This is a genomic window from Vibrio algivorus (assembly GCF_030161215.1).
In the GTDB taxonomy this organism is placed as follows: domain Bacteria; phylum Pseudomonadota; class Gammaproteobacteria; order Enterobacterales; family Vibrionaceae; genus Vibrio; species Vibrio algivorus.
On sequence record NZ_BSPV01000003.1, the window covers coordinates 513,337 to 537,777 of the forward strand.

Annotated in this window: 19 protein-coding genes; 9 read left to right on the forward strand and 10 right to left on the reverse strand. The window is 40.2% G+C overall.

The window, feature by feature from the left end; genetic code table 11:
• The first annotated feature begins 256 nt into the window (after positions 1-256).
• On the forward strand, positions 257-2,449 hold the full coding sequence (malQ, locus tag QQJ93_RS03970; RefSeq protein ID WP_089124198.1) for a 4-alpha-glucanotransferase: 2,193 nt from the start codon (positions 257-259) through the stop codon (positions 2,447-2,449).
• 235 nt (positions 2,450-2,684) lie between these two features.
• Here malQ and QQJ93_RS03975 read toward each other — a convergent pair whose 3' ends face one another.
• The gene (locus QQJ93_RS03975) at positions 2,685-3,572 is read right to left on the reverse strand and encodes a LysR family transcriptional regulator (protein ID WP_089124199.1); all 888 of its coding nucleotides are present in this window, start codon (positions 3,570-3,572) and stop codon (positions 2,685-2,687) included.
• Positions 3,573-3,660: 88 nt separating this feature from the next.
• On the opposite strand from QQJ93_RS03975, the gene QQJ93_RS03980 reads away from it, so the two are divergent.
• The gene (locus QQJ93_RS03980; protein WP_089124200.1) at positions 3,661-4,491 is read left to right on the forward strand and encodes a hypothetical protein; all 831 of its coding nucleotides are present in this window, start codon (positions 3,661-3,663) and stop codon (positions 4,489-4,491) included.
• A 104-nt stretch (positions 4,492-4,595) separates the two neighbouring features.
• Here QQJ93_RS03980 and ppsA read toward each other — a convergent pair whose 3' ends face one another.
• Positions 4,596-6,971 (reverse strand): phosphoenolpyruvate synthase, encoded by a 2,376-nt coding sequence (gene ppsA / locus QQJ93_RS03985; RefSeq protein WP_089124201.1) that lies wholly within the window; start codon positions 6,969-6,971, stop codon positions 4,596-4,598.
• A gap of 252 nt (positions 6,972-7,223) precedes the next feature.
• Between ppsA and ppsR the strand changes: the two genes are divergently transcribed.
• The 3 genes from ppsR to QQJ93_RS04000 all read left to right on the forward strand — a co-directional run bounded on the left by ppsR (position 7,224) and on the right by QQJ93_RS04000 (position 9,447).
• Positions 7,224-8,057, forward strand: coding sequence for a posphoenolpyruvate synthetase regulatory kinase/phosphorylase PpsR (gene ppsR, locus QQJ93_RS03990; protein ID WP_089124202.1), 834 nt, complete (start codon positions 7,224-7,226; stop codon positions 8,055-8,057).
• 18 nt (positions 8,058-8,075) lie between these two features.
• A complete protein-coding gene (locus tag QQJ93_RS03995; protein ID WP_089124203.1) occupies positions 8,076-8,501 on the forward strand; it encodes a GNAT family N-acetyltransferase in 426 nt (141 codons plus the stop codon).
• Between the two features lie 178 nt (positions 8,502-8,679).
• On the forward strand, positions 8,680-9,447 hold the full coding sequence (locus tag QQJ93_RS04000) for a sulfite exporter TauE/SafE family protein (RefSeq protein ID WP_089124204.1): 768 nt from the start codon (positions 8,680-8,682) through the stop codon (positions 9,445-9,447).
• Here the strand turns inward: QQJ93_RS04000 and QQJ93_RS04005 are convergent.
• On the reverse strand, positions 9,444-9,881 hold the full coding sequence (locus tag QQJ93_RS04005; RefSeq protein WP_089124205.1) for a PACE efflux transporter: 438 nt from the start codon (positions 9,879-9,881) through the stop codon (positions 9,444-9,446). The two genes, QQJ93_RS04000 and QQJ93_RS04005, sit on opposite strands and share 4 nt — an antisense overlap.
• 140 nt (positions 9,882-10,021) lie before the next feature.
• Here QQJ93_RS04005 and QQJ93_RS04010 point away from each other — a divergent pair, with 140 nt between their 5' ends.
• Both QQJ93_RS04010 and QQJ93_RS04015 read left to right on the forward strand, forming a co-directional pair.
• The gene (locus QQJ93_RS04010; protein ID WP_089124206.1) at positions 10,022-10,903 is read left to right on the forward strand and encodes a LysR family transcriptional regulator; all 882 of its coding nucleotides are present in this window, start codon (positions 10,022-10,024) and stop codon (positions 10,901-10,903) included.
• Between the two features lie 109 nt (positions 10,904-11,012).
• Entirely contained in the window at positions 11,013-12,188 is a 1,176-nt protein-coding gene (locus tag QQJ93_RS04015) for a benzoate/H(+) symporter BenE family transporter (RefSeq protein WP_089124546.1), read from the forward strand.
• Positions 12,189-12,285: 97 nt separating this feature from the next.
• Here the strand turns inward: QQJ93_RS04015 and QQJ93_RS04020 are convergent, their stop codons facing one another.
• The 7 genes from QQJ93_RS04020 to QQJ93_RS04050 all read right to left on the reverse strand — a co-directional run bounded on the left by QQJ93_RS04020 (position 12,286) and on the right by QQJ93_RS04050 (position 21,590).
• Positions 12,286-13,770 (reverse strand): tripartite tricarboxylate transporter permease, encoded by a 1,485-nt coding sequence (locus tag QQJ93_RS04020; protein ID WP_089124207.1) that lies wholly within the window; start codon positions 13,768-13,770, stop codon positions 12,286-12,288.
• Positions 13,771-13,779: 9 nt separating this feature from the next.
• Positions 13,780-14,223: a tripartite tricarboxylate transporter TctB family protein gene (locus QQJ93_RS04025; protein WP_089124208.1), complete on the reverse strand. Its 444-nt coding sequence runs from the start codon at positions 14,221-14,223 to the stop codon at positions 13,780-13,782.
• A gap of 71 nt (positions 14,224-14,294) precedes the next feature.
• Positions 14,295-15,227, reverse strand: a complete 933-nt coding sequence (locus QQJ93_RS04030; RefSeq protein WP_089124209.1) for a tripartite tricarboxylate transporter substrate binding protein — start codon at positions 15,225-15,227, stop codon at positions 14,295-14,297.
• A 13-nt stretch (positions 15,228-15,240) separates the two neighbouring features.
• A complete protein-coding gene (locus QQJ93_RS04035; protein WP_089124210.1) occupies positions 15,241-15,711 on the reverse strand; it encodes a hypothetical protein in 471 nt (156 codons plus the stop codon).
• A 480-nt stretch (positions 15,712-16,191) separates the two neighbouring features.
• Positions 16,192-17,511, reverse strand: coding sequence for a lysine N(6)-hydroxylase/L-ornithine N(5)-oxygenase family protein (locus tag QQJ93_RS04040; protein ID WP_089124211.1), 1,320 nt, complete (start codon positions 17,509-17,511; stop codon positions 16,192-16,194).
• Positions 17,512-17,578: 67 nt separating this feature from the next.
• Positions 17,579-20,368 (reverse strand): GNAT family N-acetyltransferase, encoded by a 2,790-nt coding sequence (locus QQJ93_RS04045; RefSeq protein WP_089124212.1) that lies wholly within the window; start codon positions 20,366-20,368, stop codon positions 17,579-17,581.
• A 46-nt stretch (positions 20,369-20,414) separates the two neighbouring features.
• Positions 20,415-21,590, reverse strand: coding sequence for an MFS transporter (locus QQJ93_RS04050; protein WP_089124213.1), 1,176 nt, complete (start codon positions 21,588-21,590; stop codon positions 20,415-20,417).
• A gap of 171 nt (positions 21,591-21,761) precedes the next feature.
• Between QQJ93_RS04050 and QQJ93_RS04055 the strand changes: the two genes are divergently transcribed.
• Positions 21,762-23,510 carry an IucA/IucC family protein gene (locus tag QQJ93_RS04055; protein ID WP_089124214.1) on the forward strand — a complete coding sequence of 583 codons (1,749 nt, stop codon included), beginning with the start codon at positions 21,762-21,764 and terminating at the stop codon, positions 23,508-23,510.
• 161 nt (positions 23,511-23,671) lie between these two features.
• A complete protein-coding gene (locus QQJ93_RS04060) occupies positions 23,672-24,439 on the forward strand; it encodes an ABC transporter ATP-binding protein (RefSeq protein ID WP_089124215.1) in 768 nt (255 codons plus the stop codon).
• Positions 24,440-24,441: the final 2 nt, after the last annotated feature.

Genomic DNA, 24,441 nt, shown 5'->3' on the forward strand with positions numbered 1-24,441 from the left:
GTTTATCTTGTAAATCCGGTTATAGATCTCATTTTGTTCGAACTTTCTTTCAGCTACGCCCTAACTCTCATCCCTCTACGCCGTTAAAAGGGAGGATGTGACGCTTTATGTTAATCGGCAATATTGAATGTAACGAAAATGAACACGACTCCTCGAAACTCTTCATGTTTTAAAGACAGTTGTTTTAAAAGGCACATGTTTTGAAGGTAAAGATTTCGCAGGCAGATGTTTCTAAGAAGAAGTTATGGAGCATTCGATGCAAGACTTAAATTCAGCGCAATCTCATTCAGTATTAAAACAAGTAGCGACTCAAGAAGGTATTGTTGACCGCTATATCAGCGCGTGGGGCGATGAAGCCTATGTTAGCGAACAAACCATCGAAGAACTACTGCAAGCACTTGGTTATAACACTGCAGACCAATCCACTTTATTAGAGCAAGCCGAGCAACGTCATAAAGTCGATGTACTGCCAAGTGTGAAAGTAGTACATGCTGGCAAAGAAGTGCTTGTTGAATTGCATATCAATGCTTCAGCAAGACTGAGTGAGTTTTCTTGGTTAGTTGAAACAGAACAAGGTGAGCGTTTTGAAGGCTATTTAGAATCTCAAATTGTTGAAGATCATCGCGCTGAAAAAGGTTACCTCATCTTTTCATTATCTGACCAGTTGCCACTTGGTTATCACCAATTATCATTATTTCGTAAGCGTCGTAATAAGCCATTTGTGATGTCATTGATTGTGACACCTCAATCTTGCTTTAAGCAGCCTGAGTTAGTTGAAGGCAAACGTTTATGGGGTCCGAGTATTCAGCTTTATTCGGTCACGTCAAAAACAAACTGGGGGATTGGTGACTTTTCTGACCTTAAATACCTAGTGGCCAAAATTGCTGAAGGTGGTGGTGATTTTGTTGGTTTAAATCCAATTCATTCTTTGTTTCCAGCGAATCCAGAAGGTGCGAGCCCGTATAGTCCATCATCACGTCGTTGGCTTAATGTAATGTACATTGACGTGGAAGCGGTACCTGAATTTGCTAAAAGTGAAAAAGCGCAGATGATGGTAGCGGATGTGGGGTTCCAGCAGCGCTTAATCGATAATCGTGCAAAAGAGTGGGTCGATTATACGGAAGTCTCTGCATTAAAAATGTCTATTTTGCCGGAACTATTTTCCACATTTATTGACAAAGAAGTTAATAAGGAAACAAAACGCGCTCAAGATTTTGCAAATTTTGTTGAATTAGGTGGAAAAAGCTTACTTCATCAAGCCGCTTTTGATGCATTACATGCTGATTTAAAAGCGCAAGATGATTCAGTTTGGGGTTGGCCAGTTTTTAATGAAAGTTTGCAGCATTTCGACTACCCGGAAGTGCAAAGCTACATCAAGAATAACCAATCCAAAGTGCAGTTATTTATGTACTTGCAATGGCTTGCAGATGAACAACTTACTCAAGTACAACAATTAGCAGAACAAAAGGACATGGCATTAGGGTTGTATCGCGATTTGGCCGTCGGCGTGTGCGACTCAGGAGCGGAGACTTGGGCAGACCATGGTGCCCTTTGCCAAGATGTGAGTATTGGAGCTCCGCCTGATATCTTTGGGCCTTTAGGACAAAATTGGGGCTTGCCACCGCTCAACCCGTACCAGCTTAAAGCCTTAGCCTATCAACCCTTTATTGATTTGCTACGTGCTAATATGCGCAACTGCGGGGCATTACGAATTGATCACGTTTTAGGGCTATTACGTTTGTGGTGGATCCCAAAGGGCAAAACAGCCAAAGATGGCGCGTATATCTACTATCCCGTTGATGATTTAATGTCGATATTGGCATTAGAAAGTCATCGTCATCAATGTGCGGTGATAGGGGAAGATTTAGGGACGGTTCCTGAAGAGATCGTTGAAAAACTCAATGACGCAGGCATCCATTCTTACAAAGTGTTCTTCTTTGAAACCGAACAAGATGGACAATATATCGCACCGGATCAGTACAAACAGCAATCTATGACGGCATTATGCACTCATGATATGCCGACACTACGGGGCTTTTGGAATAGCGCAGATTTAACTCTAGGGCGTGAGATTGGTTTGTACCCAGATGAAGAACAATTAAAGGTATTGTTTGAAGATAGAAAGTCACGTAGACGACATATTATTGAAACATTAGAACAACATAATCATCTACCTGAACTAGAGCGAGATCATACTGGCGAGGTAGTGATTAACCAGGCGCTAAGTGAAGCAATGCAAGTGCATATGGCAACTGGAAGTAGTGCTTTACTCAGTTTGCAGTTAGAGGATTGGTTAGAAATGGATACACCAGTCAATATTCCAGGAACAATGGATGAATATCCGAACTGGAGAAGAAAATTGGTGTCTACATTAGAAGATATGTTCGCAAGAGACGATATCTTGCAACTTGAAGCGAGATTAACCCAAGCGCGTCGTGCTAATTACTGAGATTGGTAGATGGCTTGATAACAGATTCATTGTATAGGTCGCACCGTTTGGTGCACTAATACTCCTCCTTTCACTCCTTGTAATAAGGGAAAGAGTTGTATTAATCCTACCTACCCGAGCAGCATTTCCCGGCCAGGAAATATGCTCGGTTTTTTTATCTAATAGTATTAGTTAACCTCAGATTTGGTTAATTCACTATGTAGACTCTCTTATCCAAACCTGAGGTTAGTTACTATTATGAATCTTTATTCTGCAATGCTTTATAAAATAAGTTATGTAGGTGAATTTGTAATGGATTCGTTCGGTTAGTGAGTCTCATTGAAGAGCTAAGCGTGAGTGGAAATTGTAATTCATCAGGTAGTTTTATGACTTTGCAATGAGGGCGTGAACTAAGGCCGGGTGTGAAAAATGCACATCGGTCTTTTTGCAATAATTGCCAAGCAAGTGAGACACTATCTATTTCAGAATAATAACTAGGTTCAATATTAAGTTGTTTCAAAAACTCAAAATAATGAAACTTATGGTGATTCCATCCTGAACTTAGAAATCGGATAAAAGGCCAATCTTTTACCTCTTCCCATGTTGTTGCTGAATGTTGCTCCCCAATGACTAATAAGATTTCATCTTTAATGAGTGGCTTTTGGTAAATACTACTTTTCACGTCCTTATTGGAGTAATGAATGCCAAACGTAATATCTCCAGACTCTATCGCGTCAATCGTATTCATTTCCCATGTGACGATGGATATTTCAGCGTTAGGAAAGTCCTTTCTTAAAAGTTGAAAAATATCACAGCTATATAATTCAAGTAAGGTGATTGGTAGGGCGATGGACAGTTTATCGCGATATTCATTAGGCTGAAATTTTTCTTGTAGCAGGGTTTGATTGATCTGACGTAATGACTGTTCAATATTAGGCAAAATTGCTTTTGTATAAGCTGTAGGCTCTAAACCAGTAGGTGTGCGCTCAAATAGAGTTTTTCCTAATTGGTTTTGCAATTTACTGACATGTTTGCTGATAGCACTTTCTGTCATACCTAATTTTAAAGCGACTAGTTTTAGGCTCTTTAAGCGGCATAATAAAAGAGTCGTTTGTAAAAGATTTAAGTCAATTCGTCTTTCCATTTTGGCAATACCATATTTCTTATCTTTCTTATTGGGAATGGTAAACTGATTATACTCATTAGTGAATCAATAATTCTTTGGTGTATATATGAAAAGTAATAATCAATCTTATCGACGTTTGCTGTTTTTATGTTCCCTATTAGTGACGGGTTTCAATGTCAATGCTGAAGAGCAAGAAACAGAATTACAAGACATGTCGGATCCATTGGCCGTATTTACTCAATTGGGAGCAGGGGTAACAGATAAAGGTCTAAATTTAAAAGTAGGTCAAACTTATGATACTGGGAATGCTTCTACAGCGGGCATGAACATTATTGAACTAAAAGGAATTTTAGGTGAAAGCTTAGGTTGGAGTGGTAACTCTGGTCGAGATGATTCGATTGATTCATTTCGCTGGCGAAACTTCAGCGTGAATTTAGAAAATGGTCGAGCGCAGCAATTAGATATTAACTATAACGTTGAGGCTAATCCTTTAGTTGCAGAACAAAGTGCTGATATTTCGTATAGTATGATTCAAGCATTACCTGAAGTGGCTGGTTTTCAATTTTATCCTTTGGCGGGTATTGGTGCTTCGGTTGGTAACAATGCGATTGATGATCCTGAAGCAACAGGTTCGAATCGTGTTGATGAAGGGTATTCTTTGATGGGGACTTATGGTTTAGTCGGTATGTACTCTAAATTTAAGGTGACTGACAAGATTTGGCTGAATTATAACCCAATGTGGTTAACAACAATTTCTGGTTCTGACAATTATATGGATAACTATTACGGAAAAGATCAAAGCCATTTGATGACCCATGAATTTGCGGCAAGTTACCAATTTACTCCTCGTTTTAATGTACGTTATTTTGCCAATTGGAATGAAAATACGGACTTTATTAAAGGTGACCACCGTATAGAATTCAATTACCAGATATAAAACCCGCTTACAGAGGCCAGCCGAATGCCAGTCAAACTCGCTGAGCGGCATTCGGCTATGTTGGCCTCGTTAATTGGATCTCAAGCAAAAAATATTTATCTCGCTTAAGTATTTGGTACTTTGGTCCCTAAGTGTACCCAAGTCTCTAAAACCGTATCTGGATTTAAAGAGACGGAGTCGATGCCTTGCTCCATTAACCATTGTGCTAAATCATCATGATCGGATGGACCTTGGCCACATATTCCCACGTATTTTCCTGCTTTATTTGCTGCTTTAATGGCCATTGATAGCATGGCTTTTACCGCCGCATTTCGTTCATCAAACATATGGGCTATTTCACCGGAATCTCGGTCTAACCCGAGGGTTAACTGAGTCATGTCGTTTGAACCAATCGAGAAACCATCAAAGTATTTCAAGAAGTCTTCCGCTAAAATTGCATTAGATGGTAATTCACACATCATAATAACTTTTAGTCCGTCTTCTCCTCGTTTTAGATCAAACTTAGCCAGTAGATCAATGACTGATGCAGCTTCGGTTGTGGTACGCACAAATGGGATCATGATTTCGACGTTCTTGAGGCCCATTTTATTACGAACGCGTTTAATCGCTTCACATTCCAAGGCAAAGCAATCTTGGAATTTTGGTGATATATAACGAGAAGCACCACGGAAGCCAAGCATTGGGTTTTCTTCGGTCGGTTCAAAGTTGATGCCGCCAACCAGATTACGATATTCATTGGATTTGAAATCTGACATACGAACGATTACGCGCTTAGGCCAGAATGCTGCGGCTAGTGTTGAAATACCTTCGGTTAGTTTCTCAATATAAAATTCAACTGGGTTGGCGTAACCAATAATACGTTGGTCGATTTCAGCTTTAAGTTCAGCCGATTGTTCATCGTAATTTAGTAAAGCTTTCGGGTGAATGCCGATCATTTTATTAATGATGAATTCAAGTCTGGCAAGGCCAACCCCCTCATTGGGAATACAGGCAAAATCAAAAGCGCGATCCGGGTTACCAACATTCATCATTACTTTCAGTGGTAGATCTGGTAGGTCACTTACCGAAGAGCGTTTGATTTCATAATCAAGTTCACCTTCAAATACATAACCGGTTTCACCTTGGGCACATGAAACGGTGACCGTTTGTCCGTCTTTTAATTTGCTGGTGGCATTACCACAACCAACGACTGCAGGAATACCAAGCTCACGAGCAATGATTGCAGCATGACAAGTACGCCCACCACGGTTGGTGACAATCGCAGAAGCTTTCTTCATGACGGGTTCCCAATCAGGATCGGTCATATCTGCAACGAGAACATCGCCTGTTTGTACCTGATCCATTTGATCTAGGCTTTGCACTACACGAACGACGCCAGCACCAATGCGTTGTCCAATGGCTCGTCCTTCAATCAAGCTTTGGCTTTGAGCATTAAGTTGGAAACGCTCCATGACTTGTTGGTCATCACGAGAGCGTACGGTTTCTGGACGAGCTTGAACGATAAGTAACTCGCCGGTAATACCATCTTTTGCCCACTCGATATCCATTGGTCGACCATAATGCTTTTCAATGATTAAGGCTTGCTTTGCCAACTCTTGAATTTCATCATCGGTTAATGAATATTGGTTGCGTTCAGTTGCATCAGTATCGATGATTTCAACTTGTGTGCCGAGTTCTTTGCCTTCGGCATAAATCATTTTGATCAGCTTTGAGCCAATGGTTCGACGCACAACCGCAGGATTACCAGCTTGTAGAGTTGGCTTATGAACGTAGAATTCGTCAGGGTTAACCGCACCTTGCACCACCATTTCGCCTAAACCCCAAGAAGAAGTAATAAAAACTACTTGGTCAAAACCGGATTCAGTATCTAGGGTAAACATAACGCCCGAGGCTGCTTTATCTGAGCGCACCATACGTTGAATGCCTGCCGATAATGCTACACCTTTATGATCAAAGCCTTGATGGACACGGTAGGAGATAGCCCGGTCATTGAATAAGGAAGCAAAGACATGTTTGGTGGCTTCGATAATCGCATCAATACCACGAACGTTTAAGAAGGTTTCTTGCTGGCCAGCGAAAGATGCATCGGGTAAATCTTCAGCAGTAGCAGAGGAGCGTACCGCAACCGAAAGCATATCATCGCCGTTGCTGAGCTCTTTATAGTAGTCACGAATGTCATTTTCAAGTTGAACGGGGAGTGGGGCTTCAAGTACCCAGTTGCGGATGGTTTCACCTGCGGTTTTTAGCGCATTCACATCGTCGACATCGAGTGCGTCTAACAGTTGATAAATGCGGTCATTAAGTTGGTTAGTTTCTAGAAATTGGTTAAAGGCAAAAGAGGTAGTTGCAAATCCATTCGGCACCTTGACCCCTGCGTTAGAAAGATTAGCAACCATCTCACCAAGAGATGCATTCTTGCCCCCGACTTTATCAACATCATTCATTGATAAAGCATCATACCAAACCACATTCTTATCCACGGCGTGTCTCCTAGACTATTTGTTTTGGATTAATTCAAGTTTGTGCGTTTATGGTTGCTCAATGTGGTAACGAATTTATGGCCTTATGTCTCAATATCGACCTTTATTTTGGTGTTAATTTGAACGCTACTTCACAATGAACCCCACTTGTTACACCATATGTGAACTTTTTGTATAATTATAGTTGTGAAAATTTACAAATTTATTTTGTGTAATGGAGTTAAATTAAATCATCTTAAGGATCAGTTTGTTATGGAAATAAAGAAAGATTTTCGTGATGTATTTTATGTCTCGGATGGGACTGCGATCACATCTGAAACGTTAGGTCATGCTGTTCTTGGTCAGTTTCCTCTGCAAATTTCACAAACGACACTGCCTTTTGTTGAAACCATTGAGCGTGCTGAATATGTCAAAGGCCTGATTGAAGAAAAACATCAAGCAACGGGGCAAAAACCGCTGGTATTTTTTTCGATTGTTTTGCCTGAAGTGAAAGCGATTATCGAACAAGCTAATGCGCATTTTTACGATGTACTAAATGCACTCGTTGAGCCGCTTAAGCACGATTTAGGTTTAGATCCTAGCCCTCAATTGCATCGTTCTCATAGCATCGAAAAAGATGCAGCCAGCTATCAAAATCGCATTGCCGCTGTGGAATACACATTGGCGCATGATGATGGGGTTTCGCTACATAACTTAGACCAAGCTGATATTATTTTATTGGGCGTTTCGCGCTGTGGGAAAACCCCAACCAGTTTGTACCTTGCGATGCAATTTGGTATTAGAGCGGTGAATTATCCGTTTATTGAAGACGATATGGCTGCGCTAAAATTACCGAAAGAAATCGAACCTTATCGTTTCAAAACTTTTGGATTAACTATTGATACCGAGCGTTTAATGGCAATCCGCCACGAACGATACGCCAATAGTGACTATGCCAGTCAGCAACAATGTGAAAAAGAGCTGAACCGGGTGGAGTCTCTATTTCGTCGTGAAGCGATCCCTTATCTCAATACCACGACGTTATCGGTAGAAGAAATCTCGACACGTTTATTGGAATTGAGTGGTTTGAAACGATCGATGTGGTAATTAGAGGAATAATTAATAATGAATGTTTCGTATCTACCTACTGACGATGTAGCGCTCTCTGCCGAACTCACTTATCAAAACATGTCACCGTATTATGAGAAATATGGCGTTGAATGGCAGCAACAACAGATAGTTGAGCAAGTTAAAAGTTTAGATAATTGGGACATAGTCGCAGAAGGTAAGGTTGTTGGAACATTTCGCTTAGCTTTTGAAGCAGATAGTTGTTATTTAAGGGATCTACAAATCAGTTCTTTCTACCAAAATAAAGGTGTAGGTTCAGCAGTATTGAAAGAAGTAGAACGATTAGCACTGCAATCTGATAGTAAAAAAGTGAAGTTGAAAGTGTTTAAGGTTAGCCCAGCTTTTCATTTATATCAGCGTAGTGGATTTGTTGTGGTAAAAGAAGATGATCGTTTTTTTTATATGGAAAAAAGATTAGTTTAAATTTTAATAAGTTACTCGAATATCGGTCATTGAGTTGATTCTATCGTGGGTACGTAAGTTTATGAATACCGTTACTTACTAGGCTACAAAATTGAAAAGTTAACACCCATATCCAAATCGCATTTGAGGACGACTTAGGTATATAATCGCGGCTTGTTCCTTTTCCCGAATCGATTTTATGCAAGCTCTTACTGATATAGTCCTTAACTTAAAACCTGATGATCTCAGTACAATACAGTTTTTTACCTTAATTGGTTTAAGCGGTATGACGTCTATGCTCAATGTTATTATTGGAGTAGGCGGTGGAGCAACATTAATTGCTTTTATGATCACTATGATGCCTGCGGCGGCAGTTATTCCGGTTCACGCTATTGTACAATTAGGCTCGAATGCTGGGCGTGCAATATTGATGCGTCGCCATATTCAAAAGCAATATTTAGGTTGGTTCTTTGTTGGTAGCGTTGTTGGAGCGGCAATTGGTGGTAATCTTGCTTTAAACCTACCAACTAAGTATTTAGAACTCATTTTGGCGGTGTTCATTTTGATCAGCAGTTGGGTACCTATTAAATTGAGCTTACAAGGGAAAAAAGGGTTACTTGGCATCGGAGCATTTACTGCCTTTTTGACGATGTTTGTTGGCGCAACGGGGCCATTTTTGATTGCAACGGTTAAGAACATTCTGCCTGATCGACGTGAGCTCGGTGCAACCATGTCTTGTTTTATGTCAATTCAACATATTATCAAGGCAGTTATTTTTGGTATTTTGGGTTTTGCCTATCAGCAGTGGATTGGCGTGATAGGGCTGATGATTTTAGTCGGCTTTTCTGGAACATTTGTGGGTAAGAAGGTATTGGATAAAGTATCAAATCAGCACTTCCATGTTGTGCTGAAATTTGCATTAACCTTTATTGCATTAAACCTTATTTGGAGTTTTTTTACGGCTTAAGCGTTAGAGCCTACTTGCTTGGTTTGCGGAATCGGGAAAATTCGGTCATAAGCTAAGTTATAGATAAAAGCATAGATGAGATAAAATAGCGCCATTCCTAAATCTAAAATTAGTGCCTCTACCAAACCTATTTCTAACCACCAAGCCATCATTGGTAGTGTGATCACCAGTAACCCTAGTTCAAATAAACAAGCGTGAAACACTCGTATGGCAATAGTTTTATTTAGTTGTCCGGTACGCTTTAGCATCGCCTTATCAAATAATATGTTGTAGAAGTAATTCCACACTGTTGCGATGATGGAGAACGCAACCGCTAAAATACCTATCTTAGTCATATCCATATTAATCAGTTTTGCCACACCTAAGGTCAAAATCATCAGGCCAATCAATTCAAAACAGATGGTGTGCCTTAATCTATCAAACGTTGTACGCATTTTTTCCTCTAAAGTCATCGCTAAATAAACAATACAAACGATCGCTATTATTAATGCTAAATAAGATATATTCTAATTAATAACTATCTGTTATTTAGATAGGTTGAGATCTGAATAAATAGATTAGGCGGAGAGGTAAGATGCGATTTTCAATAGATCAATTACAAGCGTTCGTTGTGGCTGCTGAGCAAGGATCGTTCTCAGCCGCAGCACGGCATTTAGGTAAAGCACAATCGGTAATAAGTACCGCTATTGCTAATCTTGAAGATGATCTGAATTTAAGTTTGTTTGATCGCTCAACTCGCTCTCCAAAGCTTACATCACATGGAGAGGCATTATTACTACGCGCTAAACGGATATTGAACGAGTGTGGAGTGTTTTTATCAGCAGCTGATGCTTACCAAATGGGAGTTGAAGAAAAAATTACGTTAGTAGTGGAATCAATGGCGATGACTCAGGCGGTTGCTGAGGCGCTTTTTTATTTTGAACAACAATATCCATTAGTTGAAATAGAAATTCTGCATGTGAATGAAAGTGAAGTGTTGGAATTCATCCGTGAAGGGCGAGCACAATTGGCCGTTTTACAGCAGTTAGAATTGATATATCCCGGAGAAATTGAAGTTTATGGCTTAGGCTCTTTGGAGTTTTGGTGTGTAACTGGTGTCGACCATCCTTTGGCACAGGAAGACAAAGTCACATGGCAAATGTTAGAACGTTATCGTCAGTTTTTGATCACAGGCCGATACAATCAAGATACGCCAAGATGGCGAGTGTCTGATCAAGTATGGCGAACGGAAAGCGCACATTCGACTATTCCTATGTTACAACAGGGGCTAGGTTGGGCTTCATTGCCTGCTCAAGTGGTTAACGATTTTGTTTCTTCGAATCAATTGAAGCGACTCGAATTGTCTTTTGAATCACAGCCATGGAAGCAAGGAATTGACCTTATTTGGTCAACTCAACATCCACAGGGTAAGGCTACTCAAGAGTTGATTGCTCAGCTTAAAAGTATTCAGCTTTAATGTTTTGCTTGCTTAAGTAGAGTGGCTAGATAGAGTTACTTGATTAGACAGATTTGGATATGATGGCTCGAATCGAGTCACGAATGACAAGGAATAGTCAGTACACATGATGAATTATGCAAAGTTAGATCACTTAAAGTCGTGGACAAATATTAGTCATATTTCTGCTGGTTTTACCGCGGTGTTAATTGGTTATACCAGCTCGATTGTTATCATCATACAAGCTGCCACCGCCGCTGGAGCAAACCCTTTACAAATTGCCAGTTGGTTACTGGTATTAGGTTTGATGGTTGGGATAAGTTCGATTGCTTATTCTTGGTATTATAAAATGCCGGTATTGATGTCGTGGTCAACACCTGGTGCGGCGATGTTGGTGGCGGTAGTAGGTCAGTATGCTTTATCTGAAGTGATTGGTGCTTTTATCATTTCAGGCTTGTTGATTGTGCTTACAGGTTTAATTTCTCCCCTTAGTCGCTTAATTGAAAGAATCCCATCTCAATTGGCTACAGCTATGTTGGCGGCTATTTTAACTCCATTCTGCCTTAACGCTTTTACGCCGGTGATGAGCAGCCCTCTGACATTTGGGCTCATGGTGATGACCTTTTTTGTCGCGAAGCGTTATTTACCTCGTTATGCCATGATGTTGTTGCTTATTGTCGGCGTGATGATTGCCATTTTCTCTGGTGCATTTGTCGGACAAAGTATTTCGTTAGATATCGCTAAACCGGTGTGGGTAACGCCAGAGTTTAATCTAATGGCGATGCTTAATTTAAGCGTGCCTCTTTATATTATTACTATGCTGTCACAGAACTTACCCGGCTTTGCCATGATGCGCAGTTATCAATATCAAGTTCCGGTTAAGCCTGTGTTTATTGGCACTGGCGTTCTTAATATGCTGTTAGCGCCGTTTGGTGGTTTTAGTTTAAACCTTGCCGCGATTTCAGCTGCGATTTGTATGAATGAAGAGGTGGACGAAGATAAGGGGCAACGTTATCGGTCTGCGATGTGGGCAGGGATGTTTTATGTCATTGCTGGCTTATGGGCGACGGCGGTTGTAACGATTTTCCTTGCGTTACCAAAAGAAGTTTCAAATATTTTGGCAGGGCTTGCGTTACTTGGTACTTTATTAATGTGTATGCAAAGTGCCTTTTCTGATGAAAGCTTACGAGAGTCCTCTTTATATACGTTTTTAGTGACCTTGTCGGGTATTACCTTGTTCGGTATTGGAGCAACACTGTGGGGTTTGATCGTGGGGCTAGTACATAAAAAGGTGATGGGCAGGTAGAGCCAAAAGACTGCTGATCGTTATTCAAAGAAAAGTGCCGAAACCTTGAATAAGATTTCGGCACTTTTTGTTTTACTTATGATTGAAGTAGATGAAATTAAGCGTCTTTATTAGCGCGTTTTTTTATCTTCATCGTCGAGTAAACCGATAAAACAGCTAGCACGATAAAGGCAAGAGCAATGGGTCTGTCGTATAAGAATGACCATGAATTATCGTACATTAACAGAGATTTACGTAAGTTAGTTTCTGCCATTGGCCCTAAGATGATAGCAAGCAATATCGGTGAAGATGGGATATCTAATTTACCGAGGATAAAACCTAAAACACCGAAACCAATTGCGATACCAATATCAAACATTGAGTTGTTAATAGCGTAAGCGCCGACAATAGATAAGAAAATAATAATCGGAATCATTAAAATCTTAGGTACTTCTATAATTCGGCAGAAGAAGCGAATGCCAAGTAGGCCGACAATAAGCATGACGATATTCGCAACTAGCATTGAACTAAATACGCCATAAACCACTTCTGGACTTTGAGCAAACAACAGTGGTCCTGGTGTTAAGCCTTGAATGATTAATGCGCCAAGTAGAACAGCAGCCACTGCATCACCAGGAACACCTAGAGTCAGTAGAGGTACTAATGACCCACCGGTTACACCATTGTTACCTGCTTCGGCAGCAGCTAAACCTTTAACAGAACCTTTGCCAAATTCCTCAGGATTTTTTGATGAGCGTTTTGCCTCGTTGTAGCAAACAAAGGCTGAAATATCTGCACCAGCACCCGGCACCGAACCAATAGTAGTCCCCATTAATCCGCTTTTCACTGCCGTCGGCATCATTTCTTTTAAATCTTTTTTACTGAGCAATTTACGATCAAATTTAGGTGGTTTGATTTGCTTTTCCGACAAGATTTTTTCGATTTGATTTAACGCTTCAGATAACGCAAATAAACCAATCAGAACTGGAATAACATTCACGCCACTGTATAAATCCATCATGCCAAACGTAAAGCGTGGCACACTACTAATAGGGTCTAAACCTATGGTCGAGATTAATAAGCCAATCGCACCAGCTAATAAGCCTTTTAGAATGTTTTGTGAGGAAACACTGGCAATAATCGTCAAACCAAATAACGCGAGAGCAAAGTACTCAGGAGCGTTAAATTTTAAGGCAAATTTAGCCAAAAGAGGGGAGATGGCGATCAGAACGATAGTACTAATTAACCCACCAATAAATGATGCAACGGCAGATATACTTAGTGCTCGTGCTGCTTGTCCATTGGAAGACATGGTATAGCCATCAAGAACACTGGCTGCTGAAGCGGGGGTTCCTGGTGTTTTTAACAAAATGGCCGCGATTGAACCGCCATAAATACCACCGATATACACCCCAATTAGCATCACTAATGCTGCTGTAGGCTCCATTCCGAATGTAAAAGGTAGAAGAATCGCAACACCCATGGTTGCGGTTAATCCCGGTAGTGCACCTAAGATAATACCACCTAAAACACCAAAAATAAGAACCGGAAGAACTTCAAAACTGAATGTAACTGCTAAACCGTGAAATAAGTGCTCTAACATAACTGCCTCCTAAAATAATACGCCTTGAGGCAAAGAGATAAAAAAGATTTCGCTGAATAGGTAATAAACAAAGAAGACAAAAATAGTCGAAAAAACGTAATACATTGGCTTTTTGATTTTTAAGACAATTAAGTAGCCAGTAAAGGCAATGAAAGAAGCGGCTAAATAACCGATGAAATAAATGAGTGCGGTATATAACGCTAAAAACCCAATTCCAAATAAAGACAATTTGGAAAAGATTGGTGGTAAAACCTCATTACTTTTTTTCATAATGCTTTGAATAATCAGCACTGAAGAAAGAATGATTATTCCGATAGAAATGACGCGAGGGAAAAATTTGGCATCGACGCTAGCGTCTTGGAACATTGGCTTATCAAATTGGCTGATCACGATTAATGCACCAATACTCATCAAGATCATTAAAAAGGGGAAGATAAGGTTTCGATCTTTCATAATAAACTCTACAACTTAATTAGTTAATTGTTCAAAAATGGAGCCCGCAGGCCCCATATTTTTTGTTGTTACTACTTGTCGTTAATGAGTGCGCCTAGTGCTTTAGTATCTTCAGCAACAAACTGAGTGAATTCTTCAGCATTTAGGTTATGAATAGTCATTGCACCTTTTTCCATAAAGCCTTTGAATTCGTCGCTAGCCATCGCTTGGTCAAATGCTTTACCTAGAGTTTCAATCACTTCATCAGGTGTGCCTTTTGGTGCACCGATACCACGCCATGTACCTGTTACTACATCTACACCTTGCTCTTTTAGAGTTGGTACTTCAGGAAGGTAAGCAATACGCTCTGCAGACATTACGCCCAATGCTTTTAATTGGCCTGAACGTAATTGAGCAATCGCTTCACCTGGAGTAACCATAGTGACATCTGTGTGGTTACCTAGTACCGCAGGAATTGCTTCTGAAGCACCATTGTATGGAATTGCATTTAGTTTGATGCCTTCTTTTTTCTCAAGTGCCATTAGGTAAAAGTTTGGTGCTGCAGTTGACGCAAATTTTAGTGAACCTGGCTCTTTTTTCGCTTCTGCAATAAGGTCGTTAATAGTGTTGTATGGGCTATCTTTTGATACAAGAACTACTGCTGGATCAAGGTTTACCATACGAATTAATTTAAAGTCACTCGCGTCATGTTGCATCAACCCCATTTGAGGTAGAGAGGCAATTTCACGAGTTACTACGGTGAGGGTATACCCGTCTGGGCGCTGTTGAGCGCCAAAGCTCATACCAACCGCACCCGCACCACCAGTACGGTTCATTACGGTAATATTTTGCCCTAAAACATCTTTAGCAGAGTTAGCGAGTGTTCGACCTACTGCATCAGTACCTCCCCCGGCACCAAATGGAACAATAAGACGAATATTTTTACTAGGATAGTCAGCAGCTATCGCCGTGGTTGAAAAAATAATTCCAGCGGTTACAAGCAGTTTTTTTAATAAGTTATTCATGGCAGTCCTTTCCTTATCTTACAGGTTGTGTAGGGTTAGAAATTTTATTGTTTTGATATTCACTCATAGTGATCTGTTCAATTGCGACGGCAATCCAACCACTAATTAACATGTCATACCATTGCTCTACGCCACTACATGCCACAACAATATTGCCGTAAACAAATGAGCCGTAGAACAAGATATCGCCTTCTCGAATTGAAGCAGGGTGTTGTGTTTGAGTATTAATATTTGCCACAGAGTCTCGCCAAGCTTGTTTGGCTTTTTGGCGAGCAAGTTGGTTAAAAGGAATCGTCCAAGACTCTGGTTCACCTAATGATTTCTCATATAAGATGGCATCTTCGAATGAACTTTCCCAAGGTTTTAGTTCAGGATTCATTACAACGATATGAAGCTCTTTTCGATTGGTTCTTTCGAAAAGTTTTTCAATAGATGGGGTTACGACGTCTATTGCATCTTTAACAATAGATTTGGCATCTAACATAGACTCTCTCCTTGATTCATTACGCTTAGTATATTGTAAGACAAATGATAGATTTTCATTGTGAGTAGGAGTTGTTAGCAGCGTCACACTGTGAAGTTATAAAGTGTGGAGGTAATCATAAAAAGGCTCTGAAATAGGTGGATTTATGAACGTTTGAAACTTTAAAGGCATAGTTTTGAAGAGGGATTTAAACATTAGCTGTAAAACAAGGTGCTTTGGTAGAAGATCTAAGCGTCCTTAAATATGATGTTTAAAAAGACTTGCTTCTACTTTACATCTAAATAATGCTCAAATATGACTATCGATAAAGTTTAAGTAAGGCTAATAGCAGATGATTTTAGTCATTTTATGGCGTGAATTTTAAAGCAGATAACGAGTCAGAGTTGCGGATAGTTAGAATATGGTAAGGAATGGCTTTCTATTGAATCTATTGTTCAAAAATAGAGATCTAACCACAGACTAGATCTCTATTTATTTCAATCACATAGAGCTTGCACTTGCAAAGCTATGCTGGGGCTCAATATCCAATCCCCAATCGAGAATATTTTGTTCTTCGGCTAGTTCATAAATGGTTTTCTGACTTAGGCTATTAACAATTTTAGCTGCTCGCCATGCTGCTAAACTGAGCTGGGGCTCTGCAATGCCATGGTTATGGGTACCGGAATTTACAATGTAAATACGATTGTTCTGCATGCCTTTCCACTGCAAACAATAATCAGAACTGAGCACTAATCGGTTATGTTGGTCGGTTATCATTAGTGGTTTTAAATGCTCTAAACAAGCTGGAAGGTCATGAGTAAAGCCAGTGCAGAGAATGACAACGTCAGCTTTTATCGTCGCAACTTGCTGGGTAAGACCATGCTGAATATCTAATTGATATTCTCCATTTCTATATTGACTTGATATTAAGCTTTGATGAGGCTTAATTGACCACCATTTAGGGTTTCGTAATACATATTTATCGTGATAGAGGCGTTGATATAGTCCATTTAAACAATCTGATGTGACACCGTCACTTGCAAGTTTTTGATGGGAGACTTCACGATGTTTATTCTTTTGGTCTAGGTGGTAAAACTGATTGACGTAATCAGGCATGAAATATTGATCGGTAAAGCAACCTTCATCTAATTGTTCGATATTTGGGCGGCGAGAGATCCATTCGATATGCTCAGGTTTGCCGAATTGTTGATCAAAGGTATGCTGAAATATGTCTGCGCCAGTTTGTCCACCGCCTATGATTGCAATTCGTTTACCTGTTAAGTCTGGTGCTCGTAAAGCCAGTTCACTTGCGTGAAAACACTGATCTGAGATTAAGTCATGGATACATTCAGGTATATGCGGTTGCATACCTGTTCCTATGATTAAATCTTTGCTGGTGTAACACTCTGTTTCCGAGTGAACGATAAACTGATCATCAACATAGTCGACGTGTTGAATGTTACAGTCAAATTGAGTGTTGGGTAGTTGATGCGCCGTCCAAGCGAGGTAGTCAGAGAATTCTAATCGTGAAATGACCGACTGACCAGAGGCACAAAATGGATAGAATTTGCGTTGTTTTACCAAATAATTCAAAAAACTGTACGGGCTGGTGGGGTCGACGGCACTGACTAAGTCTTTTAAAAATGAGGTCTGCATTTTTGCATCACTGAGTAATAAGCCTGGGTGCCAACTGAATGATGGTTTCCTTTCTAAGAATCGTGTCCGTAACTGAGTTTTTGATTCTTCAATTAATGCGGCAATACTTAAATTAAATGGGCCCAGTCCAATTCCAAGGCAATCAAAATCTTGTTGATTATTCATGATGTGTTCCCTACAGGTTTAAGCATTGTCAGTGTTGATGTCGAATCCAACACTGACAATGACGGAATTAAAAGATGATGTTTTCAAAAAAGTCTTGGCGTTGACATTGCAGCAATGCAGCACGTTTATGCGGAAAATCAAATTCGAATTGTTTTTTCATGCCAATCCGTTCAGTGATTTTGACTACTCGATGGTTTTTAGCATTTGGTTCACCCACAATGCTGTTAGTTTGTGGCTCGACTAAAAAGCAGTAATGCAATATAGACTTCCCCCATGCATCAAAGAAGGTACCACCTCGGTAGTCTAAATTTCCGACTAAAATATGTATGCCTCGGTCATAGTCTTGGCACTCGTAATGAGGACCTAATCGATCTTCTGCTGACCAATAGACTTCAAAATATCCAAAGGCGACCCCATCAAACTCTCCGATAACGGCAAACTGATGTGGATCCTGTTCTAATTTTTGCAAGTATTGAGAATGCATTTCTAAGCTGCCTTCTAGCTCCCAAATTGGCGAGGTTAATGGGTGATTATGCCACTGGTGAAAAATGTCTAGATCACGGCTAATGTCGATCATGCGAAATGACACGGTACGTTTTAGGTGGTAACAATAACGCTGAAAGACGGTACCCACGGGTTTGGGCGGACGGGTGGGATGCGAAATGCCGTTGGCCGCTGTGTGCCTCTGTTTCGACTCTGTGATTTTTGCTGGTTGGTGCCAAATGGGTGCCACTTGAAGAAAGGTTTTATGTAATAGCTTTCCATCTGTTAAGTGAGGGAGTACAAAGTCAGGCCAATGGCCGCAATGTAGCTCGGTTTTATTACTGGTATAAAATGCGTGTTCAGCGGCGCTCCACCACAACATAGGCTCTGCTAATTCAGTATCAATATAAATCGTGTTTTGAGATAAGATTAAATCGAATTCACCTCGTAATAATCCCAATTCATACATTGCGAAGCGTTGATGAGAATGATCGTTTTCTGACAGAACTTGTAACGATTCTATACAAATGCTGCGAGATTGCTGGTCACTTGAAGGTAGAGGCTTATACAGTCGAGCCTTTGGTTGAGAGTGATAAAATGGATTGTCAATTTCGCAATAAATCTGACTAGGATCCGGTAAGGTTGCTTCGTTAAAGTCAGATAAGAAACAGAAGAAGTTACGCTTCCATCTCAAGGTTGGTGAGTTGAGCAAATAATCATAGAAGGCTGAGTCTTTCGGTCGTGCTTGACGCCATTTAGAAAAGGCATGTTGGCAAACAGACCATAGTTCATGTTCCTCTATTTGAGTATCTGCACAGATAGCTGCGATGGTATTGAGTAATGTGTTTCCAACCAAATAATAAGAAAGGTAAGGGTCGACTTTATCTTGCGGTACAAAATATTCGGGATCTTGATTATCGAAAAGATCGGAAAATTGCTTGAGAGCAATATCCGTTAAGCCGATACCTTGGCAATCTCGATATTTCATACCGATTGGTCGATTATTTTCAATATCCAATAAGATGTTTTGTTGGTGTGCTAAAAAAATGATCCCGTAGTCACTGCGAGCAATACATAGCGGTTGAATAACATTATCCATAAATTGATTTAGCCACTGACGCGCTGCTATCTCTAATGTCTGATGAGTTGCTTGCGCGTAGTTTTTTATCCATTGTCCTACTTGACTTTTATCATTGATATTTTGATTTGCCGTGGCAAGAAGGTGGGTATTGGGTTGTTCGATGAGGGACTCTTGATTACGGTAAAAGATATTTTCTCGTAAGCAAACTAAAGGTAAGTCTAGACATTGGTCGTTTGAATTTTTTACAGAAGCCCAAATTGGCTCTTGGATAAACTTAGTTTGGGGCATTCTTTGCTGCATCTCTTGACCGGTAGCGGTCTGTAATATCTGGCTAAACTGAACACCTCGTTTTGCTTCTTTTTCACTGAGTAGGCGCAAAGAGTTGGTTAACTTAACTGGCAGAGATACTTTGAGCATCCATGCTAATTTAGGGTGATAAATGGCTCTTGTGGATGAGGTGGCTGTCCAACCGTGCGTACTCAATTGGCAATCTACAACAAATTGAGATAAGCCATGCTTTTTAATGTTTTTTCTCCATTCTTTAGCTTGTAATGGATGCATGGGCAATGCTAACCAACCTTGTTGAATCAACGTTGGTATATGATTAGTCGTTTTTCCATCCAAAGATAAATTGTTTTGCAATAGTGCTTTGAAAGTATGAAGAAGTTGCGGTATTTCCGTTTGAGAGGCGATGTAATTAGGGTGGATTGCGAACCACTCAATTGCAAAACTTTGAGCATATTCAGGAAGGTATGCATATTGATGTTCTTCGGTTAAAGGCTCACAGCTTTTTGGGGCAGGGTGCATGCTATGTCCACCAATTAAAGATTGCTCCGACTGAATGAAACTATCCGCTGAAAGATCGAGCTGAGAGCGCTGCTCTAGTGCTAACAATGCGCGATTGATATAGCGTGTTGATTCCCCTACTCGGTTAAAGAAACGATCATGCGTTTTAGCGTCTATATTGGGGAAATAATGAGAAACCAATAACGATACTGCACGTGAAAAATCGATTTTGTTAGCATCATTTATATTCAAATTTACTTGGTGTTTGTTATCAATCTCTGCACTATTAATTAAGTAGATATTGCCTTGATAACGATGACGGCCGAGTGTTGATACATAGCTGAGTGGTAAGACTAATTGTTGTTCACCAAGTGGAATATAAAGGTGGTGCTGAGCGACTTGGCAATCTTGTGTTTCCATCGAAAAACTATTGAAAAAGCTTTGTAATCCTAAATCCGAGGTGTGTTGTACTGCGCTATCTGGAATAGCTAATGGGTCGATAGACATATTTTTTCCTTTATATGAAGCAGTGACGGTCCATGAATTGGACGGGTTAATTTGCCGTTGAGGTTTGGGTGAGGTGTTGACGTTTGAGCAACACCGCACTTAGAAATAATATTGAAATAAACATAATTAGTAGGTACTCCGCGTTGATACTTAGGTAGACCGCTAATGATGCCAATGCAGTGCCAATCAGGTGACCGCTAGAATGAGATTGTGCTAAGAGGCCACTGAGTTGGCTGGTGTGTGGACTGTTTTTATTCAGAGATAAAAGTTGCTTGGAATACCAGGCCGGTAGGTTGGATAACGCAATAGTCAGTGCCGTGCTAAATATTATTAATGTTATCAAGCTATGTTCAAAAGCCGAGAGAATGTAACCACAAAAAGCAAGAGGCCAACTTATGAAGTGCCAAATCAGTGCTGGTCTGGCTAATAATTTAGGCGTGATCCACATTTGGTTTATGGCCATCAAGCTGCTGATTGCCAACATCATGCCAGCAAGGTAGATGGAGGTGTTCTCGGGGTTTAATCCTAACTTACTTAAATAAGGTACAAGCATTAATTGGTATATCGCAACCAACATGGTGGTTAAACCTGCGGTTAAAAAGGTTAATTTATATCGCTGAGCGAGCTTTATCGCAGAAACTGCTTTGGTCTCAGTGGGGGGGATAGTTAGGTTTAAACTGTTTTTAGCTAACCACTTTATGAACAATAAACTCACGCTAATAGGAAGTAGTGTGAGTAAAAGAATATTTGATAACCCTATTGGTAAAAAAACCAAAGTCGGGCCGAGTAATCGACCTAAGGTAGCGATGCCACTGAGTTTCGATATGTTATTTAATTCGGCAGGATGTTTGTGAGTTAGGTAGGTTTGTCCTATTGGCATAAACGCACTGCTGAATAAACCAAGACCGAATCGACTTAATGCTGCTAACCAAAGTTGTGGGCTTGATAAATGAAATAGGGCGGCAATGAAAAGAATGTGGCAAGTAATATATCCAATTCCTGCTATCCAGTAGGCTTGCGTCAAACTCATACGGTTGAGGTACTTTCCCCATAACCCAGACCCAATCCAATAACTGATTAAATTCACATTAATAGCCATCGCGATCAGTCCTAATTGATGACTTTGTGCATCGACGTTAAAAAGTACGGCTATTTGTGGTAGGAGTGCGATCAGTAGTGTCTGATTAATTCCTAAAGTAAAGAGTGCTCCAAATAACCACATAAAATATAAACCTAAACGATAATGCAAATAATTATCATTATGATTGTTGATCTTTAGTGTGGATGTCAATACATTAAGGGGGATTTTTGGTGATTATTCCGTGCTACATAAATTTGTTTCACGAATAAATATCAATGAGTTATTTGTGGTTATTGGGTGGTAGGAGGCTGCGTGTCGTATAAATTTTGGGAACAAGCAAACCGTAATTTGATTGGTAAAACATTAAGTGAAATTCATTTTGAGCAGTTAGCCGAATATGGTTCATTGAGTGCTCAAACACCGAATGCTGATACATCTAGCAAGCAAACTTATGTACTTGACTGCGGTGAGCAACAATGGCGATTTGAAGCACAAAAAACAGTATGGGGGATGCTCAACATTGAAAATGATTCAATTCAATCAAGCCATGGTGCAATCCCTTTATTAAATGATTTGTTAATCGATTTACAACCGGTACTCAATATTTCGGATATGAATCTAGCCGGCTTTTTTGAAGAGGTTCAACAGACGTTAAGAAGTGAGCTGCGCAGCTTAGAAGTTCAACAAGGATTAACCGCTTTTGATATTGTTCAGTGTGATGAAATTACTAGGCAAAAATATTTAAATGCTCACCCTAAATTAATTGCTAATAAAGGACGTTTAGGGTGGGGAGAACACGATCTTGAGCGTTATTCTCCGGAGTCAGCTCAAGCATTTTCACTGCATTTCTTGGCGGTGGATAAATCAATTTCTGTGTCTGGATTTAAAGTCGATTTAAATATTCAGGACTTGTTCGCCTCTTTTGTCACTGAACAGGAGTGGCATTCGTTACTCGAAAAACTGCCATCAGGAGGGCTAAACCAGTTCGATATTATTCTTGTGCATCCATGGCAATTGCAGCGTTATCTTAAAAGTCAGTTTTTACAGTATTTCGTTGAAAATAAATTGATCGATCTTGGTACAACGACAGTGAAGTGGTTGGCTCAGCAGTCAATTAGAACATTGACGGCAGAAATGCCTAGTGTCGATGTGGATGTAAAAACAGCATTAACTATTTTAAATACCTCTTGTTATCGAGGGATCCCTGGCAAGTATATTGCTCATGGTGCACGTATTTCAGCTTGGTTGGCAGATATTGCCAAAAAAGATGCCATTTTAAATGACCTTGGTATGCGAGTTCAGCAAGAGATTGGTGGCGTATATTGTCCTCATCCTTATCAATCTAAAATCGACGGGCCATACCGTTATCAAGAAATGCTGGGCTGTATTTGGCGAGAGCGTGCAGAAAACTTACTTGGTGAACACCAAAGACCACTTTCAATGGCAACTCTAATGCAACAAGATTTAAGTGGTATGCCGTGTATTGAAGCGTTAATTAATTTATCAAATAGAACGGCGCAAGATTGGTTGAAAGCGATGTTTACCCATGTAGTCGTGCCTATTTATCATTTAATGGTCAAGTATGGTGTGGGAATTGTCGCGCATGGACAAAACGTCACTTTGGTTTTAGAAAACCACTTCCCAGTTGGTTGCTTGATTAAAGATTTTCATGGCGATTTGCGATTAATCGATCAAGATTATCCTGAGCTTTCGACACTTGATCAGGATATTCAAGCCAACCTTGTTCGCTTGCCTGCTCATTATCTTATCCATGATTTACTCACTGGCCATTTTGTGACGGTACTGCGTTTTGTGTCTCCAATGCTCGAAAGGAGTGGAGTCAGTGAGCAAGAATTTTATCAATTACTAAAAAGTACTTTGCAAGCCTACCAATCTCAGCACCCTGAATTGAACGAGCGATTTAAGGCTTTAGATCTATTGACTACCCATATAGATAAGATCTGTCTTAATAAAGTACGTTTTAAAATTGGATTAGGAGATAGTAGTGAGAGGCCATTGCCAGAATTAGCAGATCCTATCGCCAACCCTCTACTTATTTAACCCTGAGTATTATGGATATTTATCAACAGGCCCTAGGACAGGATTCAGAAAAACATCACAAAAGCGCTCTTGAAGTGTATATAAATTCAAAACAGTATTGATACTGGTTATGATAATCATTACTATTTGCGCAGTTTGATTTGCTTAGTGAGCTTAAGGATATGTTTCGATTACAAGATGTTACGTTTGAGACGCAAAATAAAACCATTTTAAGTCCAACGTCTTTAAGCTTTGAGAAGGGTAAAGTGACGAGTTTACTTGGTCACAATGGTAGTGGTAAATCCACGTTGATCAAAATGTTAGCAAGGCAGCAGCAAGCCAACCAAGGTCATATTTTATTGGATGAGCAGCCATTGTCTGAATTATCTGCCAAGGAGTTTGCACTTAAAGTTGCCTATTTACCGCAACACCCTCCGTTAACCGACGGCGTAAAAGTCCGCGAGTTGGTACGTTTTGGGCGTTATCCATGGAAAGGGCTGTTCGGCCGCTATAGTGCTCAAGATGAAGAGTATATCAATCAGGCTATTGAGCAAGTGGGGTTAACTCATATGCAAGACCGTTTTGTGGCAACGCTTTCTGGCGGTGAAAGGCAACGTGCTTGGATGGCGATGCTACTGGCGCAAAAAAGTGAATGTATTTTATTGGATGAGCCTACGTCAGCATTAGATGTTGCTCATCAATATGAACTATTAGCCTTAGTACGTGAATTAAACCAATCGTTAGGGTTAACTGTGATTATGGTGTTGCATGATATCAATATGGCGGCGAGATTCAGTGATCATATGGTGGCGTTACACTCAGGCAACGTTTTAGCCAGTGGTACACCTGATGAGTTAATGCGGCAAGATGTTTTGCATAAAATCTACGGGATTCCACTGGATTTATTTGTTCACCCTGAATCTGGTCATGCGATCAGCTATATCCGTTAGTG

Excerpts from the sequence above, each read along its gene's own strand:
- malQ (WP_089124198.1), top strand. The coding sequence starts at position 257 with ATGCAAGACTTAAATTCAGCGCAATCTCATTCAGTATTAAAACAAGTA.
- QQJ93_RS03975 (WP_089124199.1), bottom strand. The coding sequence starts at position 3,572 with ATGGAAAGACGAATTGACTTAAATCTTTTACAAACGACTCTTTTATTA.
- QQJ93_RS03980 (WP_089124200.1), top strand. The coding sequence starts at position 3,661 with ATGAAAAGTAATAATCAATCTTATCGACGTTTGCTGTTTTTATGTTCC.
- ppsR (WP_089124202.1), top strand. The coding sequence starts at position 7,224 with ATGGAAATAAAGAAAGATTTTCGTGATGTATTTTATGTCTCGGATGGG.
- QQJ93_RS03995 (WP_089124203.1), top strand. The coding sequence starts at position 8,076 with ATGAATGTTTCGTATCTACCTACTGACGATGTAGCGCTCTCTGCCGAA.
- QQJ93_RS04000 (WP_089124204.1), top strand. The coding sequence starts at position 8,680 with ATGCAAGCTCTTACTGATATAGTCCTTAACTTAAAACCTGATGATCTC.
- QQJ93_RS04005 (WP_089124205.1), bottom strand. The coding sequence starts at position 9,881 with ATGCGTACAACGTTTGATAGATTAAGGCACACCATCTGTTTTGAATTG.
- QQJ93_RS04010 (WP_089124206.1), top strand. The coding sequence starts at position 10,022 with ATGCGATTTTCAATAGATCAATTACAAGCGTTCGTTGTGGCTGCTGAG.
- QQJ93_RS04015 (WP_089124546.1), top strand. The coding sequence starts at position 11,013 with ATGAATTATGCAAAGTTAGATCACTTAAAGTCGTGGACAAATATTAGT.
- QQJ93_RS04020 (WP_089124207.1), bottom strand. The coding sequence starts at position 13,770 with ATGTTAGAGCACTTATTTCACGGTTTAGCAGTTACATTCAGTTTTGAA.
- QQJ93_RS04025 (WP_089124208.1), bottom strand. The coding sequence starts at position 14,223 with ATGAAAGATCGAAACCTTATCTTCCCCTTTTTAATGATCTTGATGAGT.
- QQJ93_RS04030 (WP_089124209.1), bottom strand. The coding sequence starts at position 15,227 with ATGAATAACTTATTAAAAAAACTGCTTGTAACCGCTGGAATTATTTTT.
- QQJ93_RS04035 (WP_089124210.1), bottom strand. The coding sequence starts at position 15,711 with ATGTTAGATGCCAAATCTATTGTTAAAGATGCAATAGACGTCGTAACC.
- QQJ93_RS04040 (WP_089124211.1), bottom strand. The coding sequence starts at position 17,511 with ATGAATAATCAACAAGATTTTGATTGCCTTGGAATTGGACTGGGCCCA.
- QQJ93_RS04045 (WP_089124212.1), bottom strand. The coding sequence starts at position 20,368 with ATGTCTATCGACCCATTAGCTATTCCAGATAGCGCAGTACAACACACC.
- QQJ93_RS04050 (WP_089124213.1), bottom strand. The coding sequence starts at position 21,590 with ATGTGGTTATTTGGAGCACTCTTTACTTTAGGAATTAATCAGACACTA.
- QQJ93_RS04060 (WP_089124215.1), top strand. The coding sequence starts at position 23,672 with ATGTTTCGATTACAAGATGTTACGTTTGAGACGCAAAATAAAACCATT.